Raw genomic sequence first — 14068 nt, forward strand, 5'->3', positions numbered from 1 at the left:
CCGAATGCCCGCGGCCGGCTCAGAACCGATTGCGCCGCCTGCGGAGTGCTTCGACCATGAGCCGAAGCAGCATCATGCGTGCCGCCAGTATTTTGGGGAGCGACCGCCAGCCGGCAGGAGTCTGGTTTTCCTCGTGGAGGCGCCGGCAGATGGTCGACTCGTCCAGATGTGAAATAGACCCGGCAACGTTGCCGCATACGGCGAGCCAGAGGTCGTGGGATTCGCGCACGTACGGGGGAATCGGCAAGAAGTATTTGGCCGCGTCCCGGCGGAACGCCATTCCGCAACCATAGTAGGCACGGTATCCGACCAGGATGCCGGCCAGGTTGGCGAGGTGCCGGCGGGAGTCGGCGGAACGCAGCCGGGGTATCCACGGCCGGGGGCCGCCCCCCAGCATGTCAAAGTTGCTGGCAACCACCTGGGATTCCGCGAGGGCCTCGAGCATCAATTCGATCCGTCCGGGAATCCACACGTCGTCCTGATCTGACAGGAAGATGAAGTTCCCGCGGCTGAGCCGGACGGCCTCTTCGAAAGTGCGCACGTAGCCCCGGTTGCTGGCGGCCCGGACCAGGCGGATGCGGGGGTCCATGATCGCGGCGATGATGGTGGCCGTCTGGTCCGGGGACGCGTCGTCCACGATGACGAGCTCGTCGTCGGCGCCCAGCTCGGCGAGGATGGAGGCTACCTGCTCCTGGACGAACGCCGCTCCCTTGTAGGTCGCCATGCACACGCTCACCCGGATCTTCCGCCCGTCCGGCGTCGTCAAATCGTTCATGCAGACCACTCTAGGTGAACTCTTGCGGCGGAAGCCCGGACGGGGTGATCGCGTATCATCGTTAGGTCAAGCCCTCGAGCACTAGGACCGTACACCGCATGAGACCCGTATTGCTCCGGCTTGCGGGCTTTACCCTGCTGCCGCTGCTGGCACTGGTTCTGCCCTTCCTCCTGTTGCCGATCATTGCCCGCGTCGTGGGCGCGGCGGGCTGGTCCAGCATCACCTCAGGCCAGGCCATCGGTGTCTTTGGGGCGACGATCATTCTCTGGAGCTGGAACATCTCGGGTCCCGTGGAGATCGCCCGGGCCGGGGCCGCCCCCACCCGGGCCGCCCTGTACTCCAGCAGCATCCGCTCCAGGATCGTGATCGCGGCAGTGGTCCTGCCCCTCATGACTGCCTTGGTGACGTTCGTGGCACGTGACGGGTACCGGCTCGATGCCGTCACCATGGCCTGGGCGACTGTCCTCACCGGGTTTTCCCCCGCCTGGTACGGGATCGGGACAGGGCAACCCCGGATCCTGGCCGTCTACGACACGCTCCCCCGCTTCTTCGCGGCGCTCATCAGTGCGCCCCTGATCGTGGCCACCGGCCAGGTCTGGACCTACGGTGTCGTGTCAGTCGTTGCGACCCTGGCGGCGCTTGCGGCGTTCCACAAGCGCTTCGGCGAGGCTGGAACCTGGTTCCCGAAGAGTCCGCGGAGCGTGCTCCGGGAGATGATCGTCCCCCACGCCGGTACCGCGGGCATCAACCTCACGGGGAGCGCCTACGCTTCCTCGCCCGTGCCGATCGCCACCGCTACGGTGCCGTCCGCGACGGCCACCGCCGGGTTCGCCTCCGCCGACGCCATCTACCGGCTGGGACTCTTCAGTGTTGTTGCCCTCGGCAACACCTTCCAGGGATGGACGCTTGAGCGCGACGCCGCCGACCCCCGCCAGCGGCACCTCGTTGCCCTGGGCACGCACGCCGGGCTCGGCATTGCGGGCGGACTATTCCTCGCCTTCTTCGGTCCCTGGGTGTCCGGCCTCATGTTCGGTGACGACAAGCGCGCCGATACCCTGACGTGCATTTACTACGGGCTGTCCTTCTTCTTCCTCTCGGCGTCAACCCCCCTCATCAGGAATATCCTGATTCCGGCCCGGCGCCAGAAGTCGGTCCTGAAGTGGACCGGGGTCTCTGCCGTGGCCGGGGTTCTCCTCATGGTGGTTGCCGGCCTGACGTCGAACGTTCCGGGTGTCGCCCTGGGAATGGCGGTGAGTGAGGCCATTCTCTTCCTGGGCCTGCTGGCCCCCGCCCTGCGGGTCCTGCCCGCCGTTGCCCGCCCGTCAACAGTCGAAAGGTAGTATCAACAGCGTGACTGAAAGAGGCCAGCGGCGGATTGCCGCCGTAATTGCAGCGTTCAATCCCGACGACGACCTCCTGGCCAACGCTGCCGCCATCCGGGCACAGGTCGACGAGCTCGTCGTCGTGGACGACTGCAGCGCGGATCCTGCCGCGGCCGGCATCTTCGCCCGATTGCAGCAGCAGGGCGTGAAGGTCCTGGCGATGCCCCGCAACTCCGGCATCGCAGCCGCCCTCAACCGCGGCGTCGAGGAGCTGGAGGCAACAACAGCGCCGGAATTCATCCTCACCTTCGACCAGGACTCGCTGCCCGTTGCCGGCTACGTCGACAACGCCCTCGCGAGCTACGACCTGGCCACAGCCGCCGGCAGGAGGGTCGGCTTCGTGTCGGCGGAATCCTTCAGCGGACACCGCGTCCCCGCGCTCGGGAAGTCAGACGGCTTGGCTGAGGCCTTCGACCCGATGCAGTCCGGCTTCTTCATCCCGGTCTCCACCTTCGCCGCGATCGGCAGGTTTGAAAGCGGCTTTTTCATCGACTGCGTGGATTCCGAATTCACGGCCCGCGCCCGGGCCGCCGGGTACAGCGTGCTGATCGGTGCCGGCTGCGCTGTCGACCACCGGCTCGGGGCGCGCCTTCCGGCCACTTTGTTCGGCAGGCCGCTGCGGCTCAAGGGCAGCGCCCTGTCCTTTAACTACTACTCCCCGTTCAGGATGTACTACATCGTGCGCAACGGGACGACCCTCATTCGGCGGTACTGGCGGCGGAACCCTTCCTGGCTCCTCCGCCGTCTGGTGGAGGAATCCAAGGCGCAGCTCCTGCGGTTCGCGTTCAGCCCCGACCGCGGCAGCCTGGCGATCGCCGCCTGGCACGGATTTCTTGACTCCAGCCGCGGACGAGAGGGCCAGATCAGCAATGAACTCGTCAACCGCTTCCGGGCCCGTTGATATATTGGAGAACTATGAAAATTCATGACTCGACCCGTGTCCTGGTCATCATGCCGGCGTGGAACGAAGCCGAGTCGGTGGGCAATACCGTTCGCGAGGTGCTTGGCGTCGGACGCCCCTACGATGTTCTCGTCGTCAACGACGGATCGACTGATTCCACGGCGGACATCGCCAAGGAAGCCGGCGCGACCGTCCTGACCCTGCCGTTCAACCTGGGTGTCGGCGGCGCCATGCGGGCCGGATTCAAGTACGCGCAGCGTCTCGGCTACCGCCGGGTGATACAGGTGGACGCGGACGGCCAGCACGATCCCCGTAACATCGACGAGGTCCTGGCCGGCCTCGAATACGCCGATATCTCCATCGGTGCCCGTTTTGCCGACCGGGGCGACTACGAGGTCAGCGGACCGCGCAAGTGGGCCATGCAGTTTCTGGCCAAAGTGATTTCCGGACTTGCCAAGACCCGGCTCACCGACGTGACCTCCGGCTTCCGGGCGGCCAACGAACGGGCCATCAGCCAGTATCTGGACCACTACCCGGCAGAGTACCTGGGTGACACCATCGATTCCCTCGTGGTCGCTGTCCGGTCAGGCTGCAAAGTGACGCAGATCCCTGTCGCGATGCGCCCGCGCCAGGGCGGCACCCCCAGCCACAATCCGTTCAAGGCGGCCATCTACCTCGGACGCTCGATTTTCGCCCTGCTGCTCGCGCTGACCCGCAAGCCGTCACGGATTCCCGCGGCACCAGTCAACGCTCAGGGGAGGGCACAGTGACGAACCTGGCAGCATTCATTCTCTCGCTGGCGATCGTAGGGGTCGTCTTTGAAATGCTTCGGCGGAAGAAACTCCGTGAAAAGTACGCCGCGCTCTGGCTGATCGTCGGCGTCGGAACCCTCATCCTGGCCGCATTTCCCCGTCTTCTGACCATCGTCGCGGAAGCCGTGGGCGTGCAGCTGCCGTCGAACCTGCTGTTTATCATCAGCATCCTGCTGCTGTTGGGCGTCTGCCTGCACCTGTCGTGGGAAATCTCGGTCGTCGAGGACGAAACCCGCACGCTCGCCGAGGAAGTGGCTATTCTGCGCACCATGGTCGAGGCGATGCCCCAGGACTCCGGCGGCGACACGCCGGCGTCGCCGGTGTCGAAGTAGCGGGTACCGAAAACTTCCTATGGCACTCGATATCTTCATCCCCTACTGGGGCGACGCTAATTTCATGAAGCAGGCCGTCGACAGCGTCCTGGCTCAGAGCAACGGCGACTGGCGCCTGACGGTGGTGGACGACGCCTATCCCGGTGATGAGATCCGCCGGTACGTCGAGGCGATGGAGGACCCGCGGATCACCTACATCCGCAAGGAGACGAACCAGGGCATTACCGAGAACTTCCGGACCTGCGTCTCGCTGGCAACTCAGGACGTTCTGGTGGTCATGGGCTGCGACGACTTGTTGTTGCCCAACTATGTCGACGTGGTGCTCCGCGCCCAGGCGGCGTTCCCCCAGGCCTGGATCATCCAGCCCGGGGTCCAGGTCATCGACGAAACCGGTGAGGCCGCGGCCCCGCTGGCGGATATCGTCAAGCAGCGCCTCGTTAAGCCGCGCGGATCGGGCGCCCGCCTCGTGTCCGGCGAAGCGCTCGCGGTCAGCCTGCTCCACGGCGACTGGCTGTACTGGCCCTCCCTCGCCTTCCGCACGGACCGGATCCGGAACTACGAGTTCCGCGACGGCTTCCCGGTCATCCAGGACCTCGCCCTGGTCATGGACATGGTTCTGGGCGGCGCCGAGCTTCTGATCGAGCCGGAAACGTGTTTTGAGTACCGGCGGCACACGAACAGCGCTTCCTCGGCCAAGCTCGTGGACGGGTCCCGCTTCACCGGTGAGCGCGACTACTTCGAGGTTGCGGAGCGTCTCTGCGCGGCGAAGGGGTGGCACAAGGCCACCCGCGCGGCACGTTTGCGGCTGACGTCACGGGCCCACGCGGTCCTGTACGTTCCCAACGCCCTCCGGCAGGGCGGTACCGGGCCGCTGGGCACGCTCCTCCGGCATGCCTTCGGAAGGTGAGTGGCCGCACGATGCATGAAAATCCGAACGGGCACGTCAGCGGCGTCGCCGGCGTCGTGACGGCCTACCGGCCGGACGCCGGGCTGGTCAGCAACGTTGCATCCCTCCTGCGGCAAGTGCATGCCGTGGTGGTGGTGGACGACGGCGGCGGGCCCGGCTTTGAAGACATCTTCGCGGCCCTCGCCGGCGCCGGCGCCGTGGTGGTCCGGCTCGAGGAAAACTCGGGCATTGGCGCAGCCCTGAATGCGGGCATCAGCCGGGCACGGGAAGCCGGTAGGCCCGACTACATTCTCACCGTGGACCAGGACTCGTGCTTGCCCCAGGGCTACGTCCGTGCGCTTCACGATGCGGCTGTTGCCGCGCGGGCTGCCGGCATCGAGCCCGGCCTGGTGTCCCCCGCCCGGATTCAGGGAAACCCGGTCAAGCGCGCCGGGTCCCGCAACGGCATCGCCCTGGGCAGGGAACCCATCCAGTCCGGCCTCATGATTCCGGTGGCAACCCTCGATTCGATCGGCGGTTTTTGGGAAGAGCTGTTCATCGATCTTGTGGATACCGAATACTACTTCCGCGCCCTCGACGCCGGCCTGCCGACCGTCCTCGCCGATACGGAATTCAACCACTCCCTGGGGACCATGGTTGAATCCAGCGTTTTCGGACGGACCGTCAACGTGGGCGGGCGGCCGCTGAAGGTCCGCATCGCAGCCACGTGGCGGTACTACTACATCTTCAGGAACAGGGTCCTGGTGGGTCGTCGGTACGCCACCCGCAATCCGGCCTGGGTGGCCGCAGGGATCTGGACCGATCTCCGCCACCTGCTGGTCGTCACGCTGCTGGCGCCCGGGCGCTCCGTCAGGCTCAGTTGCGCTCTTAAAGGCATCACGGACGGCTTCCGGGGCCGCAGCGGCCGGGGACACGAGAACTGAATCCGGTGCGAAGGCGGCGTCCATCCGGCAGGGCGCGGGTTTGGTTCACCGCTGACCGGTAAGGGAGGATATAGTCCATGCGCGGAATTATTCTTGCCGGTGGGACCGGCTCTCGTCTTCATCCCATCACCCACGGCATCAGCAAACAGCTCGTCCCTGTCTACGACAAGCCGATGATCTATTACCCGCTCTCGACGCTGATCCTGGCCGGAATCCGCGACATCCTGATCATCACCACCCCGCATGACGCCGAGCAGTTCCACCGGCTCCTCGGAGACGGCTCACAGTTCGGCATCAACCTCAGCTACGTCCAGCAGGCTGCTCCGGACGGCCTGGCGCAGGCCTTCATCCTCGGGGAAGAGCATATCGGCAACGAGACCGTGGCCCTTGTCCTGGGCGACAACATCTTTTACGGCCAAGGCATGGGCACCCAGCTGCGCAAACATGCCGACATCGACGGCGGCGCCGTCTTCGGCTACTGGGTCAAGGACCCCAAAGCGTACGGCGTGGTTGAATTCGACGACGCGGGCCAGGCCATCTCGCTGGAGGAAAAGCCGGCGAAGCCCAGGTCCCACTATGCGGTTCCCGGGCTGTACTTCTACGACAACGACGTCGTGGAGATCGCCAAGAACCTCAAGCCCTCGCCACGCGGCGAACTGGAAATCACGGATGTCAACCGTACCTACCTTGAGAATGGCAAGCTCCGCGTGGAGATTCTGCCCCGCGGCACGGCCTGGCTCGACACCGGAACCTTCGATGACCTCAATGACGCCTCCAACTTCATCCGCACGGTGGAAAACCGTCAGGGACTTAAAATCGGGGCCCCCGAGGAGATCGCCTGGCGCCAAGGATTCCTGACGGATGACGAGCTGCGTCAACGTGCCGAACCGCTGACCAAGAGCGGTTATGGTGCCTACCTGCTCAGCCTCCTAGAGCCGTAACGGCCGGATGTGGTGGTCGGTTTTACCGCAGATCATCGGCGCTGCCGTCCTCCTGATCGCACCAGGACTACTGGTTGCCCTGGCGGCGCGGTTCAAGGGATTCGATGCCTGGGCGCTTGCTCCCCTGCTGTCGGTGGGCATCATCGTCGTCACATCGACGCTGGCCCCGCTGGTGAACGTCAGGTTCGGCCTCGTGCCAGTCGCCGTCGTCTCGCTGCTGGTGGCCGCCGTGGGGCTGTTCGCTGTACGTTTTCGCGCCGCCCGGCTGCCGGCCACCCCGCGGCCGCGGAGGCGGCCCTGGCCAGCGCCGTGGACGCCGGGCGGGATCGTGCCGTTTGCCGCCTTCGGTGGCGCTGCACTGCTGGTCGCTGCCAGCGTGGTCCGGGCCATCGGCTCCCCGGAGGCCTTCTCGCAGACGTATGACGCCGTCTTCCACCTGAACTCTGTAAAGTTTGCCCTCGAGACCGGCCAGGCGTCGTCGCTGACAATCGGCGGGATGACCGGGGGCGGGTTCTACCCGGCCGGCTGGAACGCCGTGGCCACGCTCGTGGCGTCGACCACGGGCGCGGAGGTGCCGGTCGCGGTCAACATCACCAGCATTGTCATTGCCGCCGTGTTCTGGCCCCTTGGCTGTCTCCTTCTGACCCGGTGGATCGTCGGCCCGCGGGCGTCGGCGACGGTGGCGGCGGCAATCGCCTGTGCGTCCCTGGGTGCCTTCCCGCTCCTGATGATGGATTTCGGTGTCCTGTACCCGAATCTGCTCGCCATCAGCCTCCTGCCGGCGGCCATTGCGCTGGCGGCCGCGCTGGCCGGCCTCGCACCGGGATCGGACCGGCGGGATCTGGCCACGGCGCTGGCCCTTCTGCTGGGACTCGCCGGGCTCGTCGTCGCGCACCCCACCACCTTCACGGCCTGGCTGACCTGGACGTTGCCCATGGCGGGTACCCTCGCGTGGCGGTGGTTCGGGACGGCCTGGCGGAACCGACGGACCGCGCGCGGCCGTTTCACAAAATACGTTTTGTCGGTGTGCGGGTACAGCGCCGCGTTCGTGGCTTTGTGGATCGTGTTGCGGCCGCCGGCGGATGCTTCCTTCTGGGGTCCGCGCGGCACCGTACCGCAGGCCTTTGGTGAAGCCCTGATGACGTCCCCCGTGGATCTATCCCCGGCCTGGCTGGTGGCGCCCCTGACGCTTTTTGGCCTCTGGGCATGTTTCAAGGTGCCGAAACGGTTCGCCTGGCCGGGGCTGGTCTTCATCCTGTTCGCGGGCCTCTACATCGTCGCCGCCGGCTTTCCGAAGTCTCCGACGCGGGACTTTCTGACCGGGGTCTGGTACAACGACAGCTTCCGCGTTGCTGCGCTCCTCCCGGTGGCCGCCGTGGTGCTCGTCGCCGTCGGCATCGATTGGGCGGCCGGGGCGCTCCCGGCAGCCCGGAAGCGGTATCGCCACGTCGACCGGGCCGTGGCGGGTCCTGCCGGCTGGAGCGCACCGGCGCGGCTGGCCTACCGCACCGCGGGAGGAATGGTCCTGGTCCTCGCAGGCGTTGTCCTGGGCCAGCAGGGCGGGCTCAAGGAGGAGGTGCGGCTGGCCGCGTCCCACTACCGGCTGGACGCCTCCTCGCTGCTGGTGTCCCCGGACGAACTGGCAGTCTTGAAGCGCCTCCCGCAGTCAGTGCCAGAGGACGCCGTTCTGATCGACAATCCGTATACGGGCGCCGCGTTGTCCTACGCCCTTGGCGACCGCAAATCCGCGCAGCTGCACATCCTCAGCTATGTCTCTCCGGAGCTCCAGACAATCTATGACGGCTTGGGGCAGGTTTCAACGGATCCGAGCGTCTGCCGGGCCGTGCGGGAAGAACACGGCTTCTACGTCCTGGACTTCGGCACGAAGGAAGTGCACCGTGAATACCACACGGCTCCCGGCCTGACCCGATTGGATCAGAACCCCGGCCTGCAGCTGATCGACAGCCAGGGCAAGGCGAAGCTTTACAAGATCACGGCCTGCGGCGCCTGACGGACCGCAGACCGGATCCGGAACCAGGCCGTTGCGGCGGCGTCCATGCCGTTACAGCGAGACGGACCTCCGCCGGAGTTCGCCGACGACGTCGTGCACTTCCCCGTCCATGATGACCTCGCCGTGCTCCAGCAGCACGCCGCGTTCACAGACCGTGGCGACCAGGTCCAGGTCGTGGCTGACCACGAACAGGGTCTTGCCTTTGTCCGAGAGTTCCTTGATCTTGGCAATGCACTTCCGCTGGAACGGCTCGTCGCCCACGGCAAGGATCTCGTCGATGAGGAAGACTTCGGGGTCGGTGTGCACCGCGATGGAGAATGCCAGCCGCAGGTACATGCCTGATGAGTAGAACTTCACTTCCGTGTCGATGAACTCGCCGATCTCGGAGAATTCCACGATGGAGTCGAACTTCTCGTCGATCTGCTTCTCGGTCATGCCGAGGATCGCGCCGTTGAGGTAGACGTTGTCCCGGCCGCTGAGGTCGTGGTGGAAGCCGGCCCCGACCTCAATCAGGCCTGCCACCCGGCCCCTCGTGCGCACGGTCCCGCCGTCGGGCTGCAGCACCCCCGAGATCAGCTTCAGGAGGGTGGACTTGCCGGAGCCGTTGAGCCCCAGCAGGGCAACGGTCTCCCCCTGCTTGACCTCAAGGGAGACGTCCTTGAGGGCCAGGAATTTCTTGGACAGATCCCCCTTGCGGCCCTTCACCAGCCACACGAGGGCTTCCTTCAGGGACCGGGTGTGGCGCAGGACGAACTGCTTCCTGAGGCCCTCACAGCTGATGGCGACATGGCCGTGCGAAGTCATCTCAGAGCTCCTGTGCGAAATGGATGGCGAGCCGGCGGAACGTGAGCTGTCCGAGGAACAGCACCACGAGCGTCACCAGCATGGCGACGGGGAGCCAGACGGTCAGCAGGTCAGGCGGCATGGTTCCGCCCACCAGCTGGTCGGCTTTGAGCGTCGGCTCCCAGAAGGCCCAGTGGAAGATTTCGACGGCGACCGTCATCGGGTTCAGCTGGTAGATCCAGAACCACGGTCCCATCACGCCTTCGACCATCGACCAGACGTACAGGACGGGGGACGCCCAGGTGACGATCATGACGATCATGTCCACGATGTTCTCGGAGTCGCGGAAGTAGACGTTGACTGCCCCGAACATCAGGCCCAGGCCGGTGGCGAGAACCGCGACCATCAGGAAGATCAGGACCACGGCGGCCAGCTGAAGGATCGACGGCGTCCATCCCACCACCAGGCAGGCGCCGATCAGCACCAGGAGCTGCGGCAGGAAATGGGCAGCCGAGACCCAGACCGTGGCGACCGGGAACAGTTCCCGCGGCAGGTAGATCTTCCGGATCAGATCGCGGTTGTCCACGACGGAGCGGGTGGCGTTCGACAGCGACTCCGTGAAGAAATTCACCAGCACGATGCCCGCGAAGAGATAGATGGCATAGTTCGGCGTGCCCCGCTGGAGATTCAGGAAGATGCCCAGCGCCACGAAATAGATCAGGAACTGCACCAGCGGTTTGACGTACGACCAGAGCAGGCCGAGCACCGAGCCGCGGTAGCGCACCTTGATTTCCTTGCGCACCAGCAGCTTCAGGAGGAACCGGTCCCCATAGACGTCGAGGAGGCCCCGACCGCTGCCGGGCCTGACGAGCTGGTCGGCCTGACCCGCCACCTAGCTGCCGTCCTTGGAGTGCGCCTCGAACGTCTTCTTCCAGGACTCGATCGAGCTGATGTCGGCCACGGCGCTCCGGTACTGCTCTGCAAGGCTGTCCCACTCGCGGAACAGCCGCAGGTGCAGCCGGGTCGCTTCGGTCAGCATCGACTTGAGCTTCTTGGGGTCCCGCTGGTACCAGGACGCGCCCGTACCCTCGGCGTTGGAAACCACCACGCTGTCGTAGTGCGCGACCCTGAACCAGCGGTTGTCCCGGTGCGCCAGGTAGCCCTGCGGCCTCTCGGCGCTTTCCGGACCGGGCGCCTTGATCAGCTGCCGCGCGACAGTCTTGATGCCCCAGGGAATCAGGTCCTTCTTGTTGGGCATCCCGACCACGGTGCCGCCCATGGGTCCACGTCCCAGCTTCGGGGCCGGGAAGTCGTCAACGTCGTCCTTCAACTGGGCGTCCGGATACTCGGACTTCAGGGCGTTGATCTCGGGCAGCTTCGAGGCCAGGATCTTGTGCAGCTCGTGGGGCCCCTCGAAGATGTCCTTCAGGGCTTCGATCCGGCCGTGTTCGGTGAAGTACTGCATCGAGACGAGGTGCTTGACGTCCGCCTGCACTGATTCGCGCAGCACGCGCCCGCCCTTCGGGTAGGGGCTGTGAATCAGCGTGGTGATCAGCCTGTTGCGCTCGTGGAAATAGGCCTGCCAGCCCACGAGGTCGTCCTTGTCGATCCAGGACACATGCCACACGGCAGCTCCCGGAAGCGACACCGTGGCGAAACCGGCCTCGCGGGCGCGCAGCCCGTACTCGGCGTCGTCCCACTTGATGAACAGCGGCAGCGACAAGCCGATTTCCTTGATCACCTTCGTGGGGATCAGGCACATCCACCAGCCGTTGTAGTCCACGTCCACCCGGCGGTGCAGCCAGGCGGTCTGGCGCAGGTTGGCGACGCTGAAGTCGTGACGGACCTCCATGTCGGCGTGCGGCGGGGCCGGCACGATCCGGTAGGGATCCACGACTTCGCCGAAAGTGTGCAGGACGCTGCGGTTGTAGAGATCGAACATGTGGCCGCCGACAATAGTGGGCCGGCGGCAATGGTCGGCGAAGGTGAGCAGCCGGACGATGCTTTCGGGCTCCACAACGATGTCGTCGTCGAGCAGCAGTACATAGTCGCTGCCGTTCTCCACGGCCTCGTACATGCCGCGGGCGAAGCCGCCGGATCCGCCGAGGTTGGCCTGGTTGATGATCCGGAGCTTGCCGCCAAGGGCGTCCCGGACAGCTGCGAAGCCCTCCTGGTCCTCGACCTTCTGCGTGCCCTGGTCCACGATCAGGATTTCCTTGACGTTCTCAAGGACATCCGGGTTTTCGGACAGGATGCGGGCGTTGTTGAGGCAGAAGTCGGGCTTGTTCATGGTCGTGATTTCGAGCGTGACCTGGCCGCTGTCGGCAAGCCCGCCGGTGGTCTCCCACTGGCCGCTCTCGAGCACGAGTCCGTCTGAACTCGCCGCCAGATCGAACCAGTACCAGCCGCCGTCGCCAAACGGCTTCAGGGTCAGCTCGAACACCGAGGTGGTGCCGCCGTCGACGTGTTTGCCGTCGACGCGCTGGACTGACCCGCGGGCGTTCGACTTGTAAACTGTGACCGTGCCGGTTCCGCTGGTCCTGACGACGAGCCGGATGTCCCGGACGGAGGTCCAGCGCCGCCAGTAGCTCGCCGGGAAGGCGTTGAAGTACGTCCCGAATGAAATCTGTTCACCGGAACGGACCCGCATGGAATGCCTCGTGAGGAGGTCTTCGAAGTGCGCCTCCCGGCCGCCCGAGCTGAACATCTGCAGCTTCTCTTCGGGAAGCTTCGGGGTGCGCGCCAGCTCGTCGTTCTCGCGCAGCCGGATGCCGCTGGCGCTGCCGGCGTCGGCGTACAGGGAAATCGTGTCCGGCTGGTCTGCCGAGGGAAGGATGACCCGCTGGATCGTCTTCCAGGGGTTTGTCACGTCTGCGGAGCTCATGCGTCCACTCCTCCGCTTTCCAGTGTGGCGCCGCCTTCGAAATGCGGGCGGATCTGATTGTCGAACATGGTCAGGGCCGAGCCGATGGCCATATGCATGTCCAGGTATTTGTACGTGCCGAGCCGTCCGCCGAAGAGGACATCCTTCTCGGCGGCCGCCAGGTCGCGGTACTTGAGCAGGCGTTCCCGGTCCGTGGCCGTGTTGATCGGATAGTAGGGTTCATCGCCTTTTTCCGCGGCGCGCGAGAATTCACGCATGATGACGGTCTTCTCCGTCTGGTAGTCGCGCTCCGGGTGGAAGTGGCGCGGCTCGATGATGCGCGTGTAGGCCACGTCGGCGTCGTTGTAGTTGACCACCGACGTTCCCTGGAAATCTTCGACGTCGAGCACTTCTTCCTCGAAGTCGATCGTGCGCCAGGAGAGGTCGCCCTCGGCGTAGTCGAAGTAGCGGTCGACGGGACCGGTGTAGATCACCGGGATGTTGCCGACAACCTTGTTCTTGCTGTAATCGTGTGATTCGTCGAAGAAATCGGTGTTCAGCCGGACTTCGATGTTCGGGTGTTCGGCCATCTTCTCGATCCAGGCGGTGTAGCCGTGGGTCGGCAGGCCTTCATACGTATCGTTGAAGTACCGGTTGTCGTAGTTGTAGCGCACGGGCAGCCGGGAGATGATGCCCGCCGGCAGGTCCTTGGGATCCGTCTGCCACTGTTTGCCCGTGTAGTGCTTGATGAACGCCTCGTAGAGCGGCCGCCCGATGAGCTGGATTCCCTTGTCGTTCAGGTTCTGGGGATCGGTGCCGGCAAGTTCCCCGGACTGTTCCTTGATCAGCTCGCGCGCCTGGCCAGGAGTGAGGTTGGCCCGGAAGAACTGGTTGATCGTCGCCAGGTTGATCGGCAGCGAATAGACCTCACCCTTGTGCACCCCGTACACCTTGTGCACGTAGTTCGTGAAGGTGGTGAAACGGTTCACGTACTCCCACACGCGCTCGTTGGACGTGTGGAAAAGGTGGGCACCGTAGCGGTGCACCTCGATGCCGGTCTGTCCTTCTTTTTCGCTGTAGGCGTTGCCGCCGATGTGGTGGCGCCGGTCGATGACGACCACCTTCAAGCCCAGCTCGGTGGCGGCCTGTTCTGCGATTGTCAGGCCAAAGAAGCCCGACCCTACGATGACGAGGTCAGCGGTCACAAACTCTCCTGATTCGAATGCGGGCAGCCCAATGTTGCGCATTGTCTGCTGCTCTAGCCTACCCGAGGCGGGATCGGAACCACGGACCAGCCTCCGGCGCCCGGGGGTTCCTGCGGCCGCAGCCCGGTGGTCATGGCGCCTCCGCAGCCGCTGCCGCGGCGTTCCCGCAGGGTCCCTTATCCACATGGCTGGACTTCCCCGGGACGCCATCCTGCCGCCGCTTCTAGCGTGGG

The 14068-nt window shown here is 65.2% G+C and carries 13 protein-coding genes; 8 read left to right on the plus strand and 5 right to left on the minus strand.

Annotation, left to right across the window (positions count from 1 at the left end; translation table 11 throughout):
• Positions 1-19: 19 nt before the first annotated feature.
• Complete coding sequence (locus ACQCSU_RS05470; RefSeq protein ID WP_426978695.1) at positions 20-775, minus strand: glycosyltransferase; 756 nt, start codon at positions 773-775, stop codon at positions 20-22.
• 98 nt (positions 776-873) lie between these two features.
• Between ACQCSU_RS05470 and ACQCSU_RS05475 the strand changes: the two genes are divergently transcribed.
• The 8 genes from ACQCSU_RS05475 (at position 874) to ACQCSU_RS05510 (ending at position 8984) form a co-directional block, all read left to right on the plus strand.
• Positions 874-2115 carry a polysaccharide biosynthesis protein gene (locus ACQCSU_RS05475; protein WP_426978697.1) on the plus strand — a complete coding sequence of 414 codons (1242 nt, stop codon included), beginning with the start codon at positions 874-876 and terminating at the stop codon, positions 2113-2115.
• A 10-nt stretch (positions 2116-2125) separates the two neighbouring features.
• Positions 2126-3058, plus strand: coding sequence for a glycosyltransferase (locus tag ACQCSU_RS05480; protein ID WP_426978698.1), 933 nt, complete (start codon positions 2126-2128; stop codon positions 3056-3058).
• Positions 3059-3072: 14 nt separating this feature from the next.
• Positions 3073-3828: a glycosyltransferase family 2 protein gene (locus ACQCSU_RS05485; RefSeq protein WP_426978700.1), complete on the plus strand. Its 756-nt coding sequence runs from the start codon at positions 3073-3075 to the stop codon at positions 3826-3828.
• A complete protein-coding gene (locus ACQCSU_RS05490) occupies positions 3825-4202 on the plus strand; it encodes a DUF2304 domain-containing protein (RefSeq protein ID WP_426978702.1) in 378 nt (125 codons plus the stop codon). Before ACQCSU_RS05485 ends, ACQCSU_RS05490 begins: the two co-directional genes overlap by 4 nt.
• A 19-nt stretch (positions 4203-4221) precedes the next feature.
• Positions 4222-5109 carry a glycosyltransferase gene (locus ACQCSU_RS05495; RefSeq protein WP_426978704.1) on the plus strand — a complete coding sequence of 296 codons (888 nt, stop codon included), beginning with the start codon at positions 4222-4224 and terminating at the stop codon, positions 5107-5109.
• A gap of 11 nt (positions 5110-5120) precedes the next feature.
• On the plus strand, positions 5121-6032 hold the full coding sequence (locus tag ACQCSU_RS05500) for a glycosyltransferase (protein WP_426978706.1): 912 nt from the start codon (positions 5121-5123) through the stop codon (positions 6030-6032).
• Positions 6033-6109: 77 nt separating this feature from the next.
• A complete protein-coding gene (gene rfbA, locus ACQCSU_RS05505; protein WP_426978708.1) occupies positions 6110-6973 on the plus strand; it encodes a glucose-1-phosphate thymidylyltransferase RfbA in 864 nt (287 codons plus the stop codon).
• A gap of 7 nt (positions 6974-6980) precedes the next feature.
• A complete protein-coding gene (locus tag ACQCSU_RS05510; protein WP_426978710.1) occupies positions 6981-8984 on the plus strand; it encodes a DUF6541 family protein in 2004 nt (667 codons plus the stop codon).
• Between the two features lie 51 nt (positions 8985-9035).
• Here ACQCSU_RS05510 and ACQCSU_RS05515 read toward each other — a convergent pair whose 3' ends face one another.
• The 4 genes from ACQCSU_RS05515 to glf are packed head-to-tail and all read right to left on the minus strand — an operon-like array spanning position 9036 to position 13835.
• Positions 9036-9788 carry an ABC transporter ATP-binding protein gene (locus ACQCSU_RS05515; protein WP_426978711.1) on the minus strand — a complete coding sequence of 251 codons (753 nt, stop codon included), beginning with the start codon at positions 9786-9788 and terminating at the stop codon, positions 9036-9038.
• 1 nt (position 9789) lies between these two features.
• Positions 9790-10659 carry an ABC transporter permease gene (locus ACQCSU_RS05520; protein ID WP_426978713.1) on the minus strand — a complete coding sequence of 290 codons (870 nt, stop codon included), beginning with the start codon at positions 10657-10659 and terminating at the stop codon, positions 9790-9792.
• A complete protein-coding gene (locus ACQCSU_RS05525; protein ID WP_426978715.1) occupies positions 10660-12651 on the minus strand; it encodes a glycosyltransferase in 1992 nt (663 codons plus the stop codon).
• Positions 12648-13835, minus strand: coding sequence for a UDP-galactopyranose mutase (gene glf / locus ACQCSU_RS05530; protein WP_426978717.1), 1188 nt, complete (start codon positions 13833-13835; stop codon positions 12648-12650). The genes ACQCSU_RS05525 and glf overlap by 4 nt, the downstream gene beginning before the upstream one ends.
• Positions 13836-14068 lie beyond the last annotated feature (233 nt).

Source organism: Pseudarthrobacter sp. O4 (genome assembly GCF_050157025.1).
In the GTDB taxonomy this organism is placed as follows: domain Bacteria; phylum Actinomycetota; class Actinomycetes; order Actinomycetales; family Micrococcaceae; genus Arthrobacter.

Bases quoted from the DNA above. Each gene is read 5' to 3' on its own strand.
- ACQCSU_RS05470 (WP_426978695.1), bottom strand. From the start codon at position 775: ATGAACGATTTGACGACGCCGGACGGGCGGAAGATCCGGGTGAGCGTG.
- ACQCSU_RS05475 (WP_426978697.1), top strand. From the start codon at position 874: ATGAGACCCGTATTGCTCCGGCTTGCGGGCTTTACCCTGCTGCCGCTG.
- ACQCSU_RS05485 (WP_426978700.1), top strand. From the start codon at position 3,073: ATGAAAATTCATGACTCGACCCGTGTCCTGGTCATCATGCCGGCGTGG.
- ACQCSU_RS05495 (WP_426978704.1), top strand. From the start codon at position 4,222: ATGGCACTCGATATCTTCATCCCCTACTGGGGCGACGCTAATTTCATG.
- ACQCSU_RS05500 (WP_426978706.1), top strand. From the start codon at position 5,121: ATGCATGAAAATCCGAACGGGCACGTCAGCGGCGTCGCCGGCGTCGTG.
- rfbA (WP_426978708.1), top strand. From the start codon at position 6,110: ATGCGCGGAATTATTCTTGCCGGTGGGACCGGCTCTCGTCTTCATCCC.
- ACQCSU_RS05510 (WP_426978710.1), top strand. From the start codon at position 6,981: ATGTGGTGGTCGGTTTTACCGCAGATCATCGGCGCTGCCGTCCTCCTG.
- ACQCSU_RS05515 (WP_426978711.1), bottom strand. From the start codon at position 9,788: ATGACTTCGCACGGCCATGTCGCCATCAGCTGTGAGGGCCTCAGGAAG.
- ACQCSU_RS05525 (WP_426978715.1), bottom strand. From the start codon at position 12,651: ATGAGCTCCGCAGACGTGACAAACCCCTGGAAGACGATCCAGCGGGTC.